The following is a 5037-nucleotide window of genomic DNA, read 5'->3' as shown; positions in this document are numbered from 1 at the left end:
ATGCACATAGTCGACGTGGTGCCGGTAATCCCGTTCGTCCTGAATCAGGTGCTCCCAATAATGCCGTTGCCAGACGCCGCGCTCACCGCGGGCGCGTTGGGCCGCCGTCAGCATCACGGTCTTTGGAAGCCGTGTGGCGAAAGCGAACTTGATGACCTTCAGCGCAGGGCGAAATCGGCGTCGCCGTCCGGCAGCGTCCAGACGCAATGCATGTGGTCAGGCAGGACGACCCAGGCATCGACGTGGAACGGATGGCGTGAGCGCGTGGCGCGCACCGTCTCGCGCAGCAGATCGATATGGCGGACAAGCAGGTCGCTGCGGCGGTTGAGCAGGTTGACCGTGAAGAAATACGTGGCGCCCGGCACGTGGGCGCGGCGGTAGCGGGACATGGCGGCTCATCCTTGAGCGTGGTGTTGGCGGGAAGTCCGGTATCGGTGGATAAGCGAAGCGTTATCCACCCTACGTCATGCTCACCCCTGATTCCGCCGACGCATCCGCATGTAGGGTGGAAAACGGCGAAGCCTTTTCCACGCGTCGCTTGCAGGCTACCTCGTTTGCTTCAGACGACCGAAAGCGGTGCTGCCTCAAAGGTCGGCAATATGGAGGCGCTGCGGGTCGGGTATACCCTGGTCATCACCGCCCATTGCAGCGGTGGTGCCGTATCCAGCGCGAGCGTGCCGACTTCGAGCTGGACGTGGGCCGGGTCGTTCCCCGCGTACTCGACCGCCTCGTTAATGGCCAGCCGCCAGGGCTGCTCCTCGAAGCCAGCCCCCAGCAGGATGGCATTGCCCGTCGAGGCAGATTGGTCGCCCGCCAAGAGCCGCGACATGTACCAGAAATCATCCGAAGCGCTGAGGAACAGCTTGCCCTGGTTGTAGTTGGCGAACGGGACTTTCAGTTCGATGTAGTGGTAGTAGTCATGCGCGTCGGCATCGCGCACCCACAGGTCGCACTGCTTCGTCTCCCGGTCCATCTGGCCGCGCCGCTGGTCGAGCCAGACCTTGTACTCAACCCCGACGTCTACCCCGGCCCGCAGCCCGTGGCGTTCGATAAGCCAGAGATACAGTTCGATCTTCAGCCAACCCTCGAAGCCGTTACGCAGTTGGGAGAGCTCAGGCAATACCTGTGCTCGGCGCGTCTGCAGGTCGGCAAGAAACATCTGAAACGTACGGGCGACATGGCTGATGCCGGGCATGGAAGTTCCTTTTCTCGAGTTGTGCTAATGAAGAGTGTCGCTAGCGGGGTGATGCGGAATACGGGCATTGCGTGTTGGTTCACGTGGTTAACGGCAGCAGGCCCTGTCCACGTAGGTCTTATTGCCGTTGCGATTTATGTAAAAGCATCCGCCCTTGGGGCCTTGCTGCAACGTAGCGCCGCTCGGGCCACAGCCTTTAGCGGATGAAAACTGAGGGGTTGAGATCAGAGCCAGGCCGAGGAGTATTGCCGCGCAGAACGGCAAGCGGGATTTCGAGGCAAATCTTTTGGCGGTATTCATCAAGCGTCTCCGGCATTGGCGCTTTATCTTCGGGGTGCTGTTCTCCGCGCTCCAACCGTTATCGGCGACGTTCCAGATTTCTCCAGGAATGAGATTCTTTGCTTCCGCAGACGAAGGGCGGTGGGTAGGGTGGAAAACGGCGAAGCCTTTTCCACGCGTTCCTTCCAGGCTCCCTTATCGGGCAAGTATCTGCCCGATGCTGAATGCCGATCTAACGCGAACAGGATGTGAGATCAGGCCCGTCGTCGTGGTTGCTCAGGCTTATCCAGTGTTTGCCTTGCCACCACAACACTTCCACGTAGCGTCTTTCCAGTTTCGGCCCGTCGCCCTGAGGTGGCCGCGCGAAATCGACGAAGTGCGGCAAGCAATCCTGGCGCAGCCAGCTCTCGAAGCGTTCCGCCTGGGCGGTAGGGCTGTTGACGATCAAGCGGTACACGTTGCCCAGGTCGATCAGGCGCAGCGGGCGTGTCCCGTTGCCGAAATTCAGGCCCTGTTGATTGCAATGACGATGCAGCGCCTCGATGACGTCCGCATAGCCCAGGAACAGCGCGAGGTCGCTGCCGTTGAACCAGAGCTGGCCGTCGACGAAATGATGGATGCGAACAGGCTTGCCTTCGAAATGAAGGGTATGGGTGGTAGGCATTTCCTTTACCTCTGTGTGATTGGCCAGCTTTCTTAGGGCTGTGGTGCCGGGAGCTAAGAAACCCCACACAGAGGGCCGGACGTATTTCCCTTTCGGGTCTTGTATTAGCCCACTCCCGACGTCGCAGAGGTGTTTTTCTTGCGCGCACGGGCGGGCCATGGGCACAAAAAAGCCGCGATGTCGGAAGCGGGCAGGCCGCTGTGTGAGGCGTTTCTTAGGCGCCAGCGGCTAGGGTAGGGGGCGTGTGGGAGGTGGTCAAGCTACGAGCCCAGGAACAAGACGTTCGGGCGGGCGATACTGATGGCCCAACGCTGATGGCTCCCACGCTCCTGCGTGGGAGCCAATTCGCGGTGCTTTGCGCCGGGAGTGTTCCAGGCCGTCTGGTTCTCTAGCGAGGGGTGCTGGGCATCAAGGCTGCGTTCCCACGCCGGAGCGTGGAATGATCAAGCACTACCTTGCCACCTCGCAAATGAGCTCGGCCTGCTTCTGATGGGCGAAGGCCGGAGCGGCACCCTCAAGTTCCGCCTGAAGCTCCGCCACCAGGGCATCGACCTGATGCTGCGCCTTGGCCACCGAGGCCGCCAACAGCTCGCCACCGATTTCCTGGCCTTCAATCGCGATCTGATGGATGCGGCTAATCCCGATAAACCCGAGCGCGGTCGCCAGGTTCGGCTCCAGATGGTTCATATGCGCCATCTCTCCGCCGGGGTCAAAACCTAGGCCGCCCCTGGCGGCGAGGATGATCGCGTGCCGTTCCCGCTCCGCCAGCATGGGCACGTAGGGATCGAGCGGGTTGCTCTCGTCCATCCCTACCGTGCGGTTCAGGCGCACCACCTGATCGATCCAGGCCTTGAGCGCCGCCGGCATGCCGAAGTTGTAGAGCGGCGTGCCGATGACCAGCACATCGGTGGCCACCAGTTCGTCGACCAGCGTGTCGCTTTCCGCCAGCGCATCTTTCATCCACGGCTCCTGACGCTCCTCTGGCGTAAAGGCCGAGGCGATCCAGTCATGGTTGACGAAGGAGGGTGGGTTCTGGCCGATGTCCCGGTAGGTCACGCCATCCTGCGGACGGCGGGACAGCCATTGGCTGACGAAACGCTGGCTGAGGTGGCGGCTGTGGGAGCCGTGTTCGTCCTTGCCGGCAAGGCCGGGGCGGGCGCTGGCATCCAGGTGCAGAAGATGCGTCATGTCGAGTCTCCTCTGTGAATGAATTCATCTGTCATTCGCGGCAGACTCAGCCTAGGGTTAGGCTCTACAGGCGACAAACGACGATTTCTTCCTGATACAGATGAGGAAAACTCAGCCATGGCGCACCGACGCTTACCTTCGCTTTCGGCATTGCGGGCCTTCGAAGCGGCCGCCCGCCACGAGAGCGCCAAGCAGGCCGCAGAGGAGCTGTCCGTTACCGCCACGGCGATCAGCCACCAGATTCGTTCGCTGGAGGAATCGCTCGGCGTGGCGCTGTTTCTGCGCAAGCCGCGAAAACTTGAGCTGACCGCCCAGGGGCGCGAGTTGCAGCAGGTGCTGGAGACAGCGTTCGACAGCATCGGCGGGGCGGTCGAGCGCCTCAGCGCCGCGCCTTGTCGGCAGGCGATCACGCTCAGCACCACGCCCGCCGTTGCGGTGCGCTGGCTGGTGCCATGGGTGTGCCTGTTGCGCGATTCCCATCCGGCTATCGATCTGCGCTTTCACACTTCGCACGAACCGGTCGCACTGGATGGTGTCACGGCGGATATCGCCATCCGCTACGGCGACGGCCGCTGGCCGGGAATGGTGGCGGAGAAGCTGTTCGACAACACCTTCATCCCGGTCTGCAGCCCGCACCTCGGTCTGCACGCAGCGGCCGACCTGCCCAAGCACTCGCTGATCCACTTCCGCAACCAGGCCGCTGTTTCATCGCCGCGCGATTGGCCGGCATGGCAGAAGCTGGCCAACGTGCCGGGGCTCGACGTCAGCGCCGGGCTGGTTTTCTCTGACGAGACCCATGCCATTTCAGCCGCCATCGGCGCGCAGGGTGTGGCCTTGATGAGTCGTCAGCTGATCGAGGATGAGCTGAGCGAAGGGCGGCTGGTGCAGCCGTTTGGGCCGGAGCTGGAAGGCAAGCCGTTTCACCTCGTGTACCCGGAGAGCCGCCGGGATGATCCGACGGTTCTGGCGGTGAGGGAGTGGGTGATGGCAGTGCCGGGTGGGTTGTGTGCGTTGTAGCTACGCTGGTTTTTACGTCCGTGCCCCTGCTGTTTTACGGGTTGATTGAGGCATCGGTTCCGCCCTGCTGGGCGGGTCACTTTTTCCAGTCGCGGAAAAGTAACCAAAATACGCCATCTCACCCGCCCACACCGCCGACGCATCGACGTTGCCGGAGCGTAGGGTGGAAAACGGCGAAGCCTTTTCCACGCGTTTCTCAGCGTCCACTATGCGTCCCGAGCGGACTCGTCTCCGCCGCACCAATCGCCGGAATAGACACCAGCCCTGACGGCTCGATGGAAACTGGAGAAAAGGCCAATCGACAACGCGGTCCACCAAGCCGTGTTTCAACGGATTCAAATGCACATAGTCGACGTGGTGCCGGTAATCCCGTTCGTCCTGAATCAGATGTTCCCAATAGCGCCGTTGCCAGATCCCGCGCTCGCCGCGGGAGCGCTGGACCGCCGTCAATACCTCAGTCTTCGGCAGGCGTCGGGCGAAAGCGAATTTGATGACTTTCCAACGCAGGGCGAAATCGGCATCGCCATCCGGTAGCGTCCAGACGCAATGCATGTGGTCAGGCAGGACGACCCAGGCGTCGACATGGAACGGATGGCGTGAGCGCGTGGCGCGCACCGTCTCGCGCAACAGGTCGATATGGCGGACCAGCAGGTCGCTGCGGCGGTTGAGCAGGTTGACCGTGAAGAAATACGTG

At 62.0% G+C, this 5037-nt stretch carries 4 protein-coding genes and 2 pseudogenes; 1 reads left to right on the top strand and 5 read right to left on the bottom strand.

Going from position 1 to position 5037, the window contains the following annotated elements; translation table 11 throughout:
* From IN820_RS08685 to IN820_RS08670, 4 genes and pseudogenes are all read right to left on the bottom strand, one after another.
* Window positions 1–389: pseudogene (locus IN820_RS08685) on the bottom strand (REP-associated tyrosine transposase); the annotation flags it as partial.
* 170 nt (window positions 390–559) lie between these two features.
* Entirely contained in the window at window positions 560–1195 is a 636-nt protein-coding gene (locus IN820_RS08680) for a hypothetical protein (protein WP_193680590.1), read from the bottom strand.
* A 511-nt stretch (window positions 1196–1706) separates the two neighbouring features.
* Window positions 1707–2138 carry a BRO-N domain-containing protein gene (locus IN820_RS08675; RefSeq protein ID WP_193680589.1) on the bottom strand — a complete coding sequence of 144 codons (432 nt, stop codon included), beginning with the start codon at window positions 2136–2138 and terminating at the stop codon, window positions 1707–1709.
* Between the two features lie 450 nt (window positions 2139–2588).
* Window positions 2589–3326, bottom strand: coding sequence for an FMN-dependent NADH-azoreductase (locus tag IN820_RS08670; RefSeq protein ID WP_193680588.1), 738 nt, complete (start codon window positions 3324–3326; stop codon window positions 2589–2591).
* A gap of 117 nt (window positions 3327–3443) precedes the next feature.
* Here IN820_RS08670 and gcvA point away from each other — a divergent pair, with 117 nt between their 5' ends.
* On the top strand, window positions 3444–4343 hold the full coding sequence (gene gcvA / locus IN820_RS08665; RefSeq protein WP_193680593.1) for a transcriptional regulator GcvA: 900 nt from the start codon (window positions 3444–3446) through the stop codon (window positions 4341–4343).
* A 206-nt stretch (window positions 4344–4549) separates the two neighbouring features.
* Here the strand turns inward: gcvA and IN820_RS08660 are convergent.
* A pseudogene (locus tag IN820_RS08660) lies at window positions 4550–5037 on the bottom strand (REP-associated tyrosine transposase); the annotation flags it as partial.

This window comes from Pseudomonas lopnurensis (assembly GCF_015070855.1).
GTDB classification, from domain to species: domain Bacteria; phylum Pseudomonadota; class Gammaproteobacteria; order Pseudomonadales; family Pseudomonadaceae; genus Stutzerimonas; species Stutzerimonas lopnurensis.
Note: the sequence above shows the minus strand (reverse complement) of the source record. Positions and strands in the feature narration are given on the sequence as shown.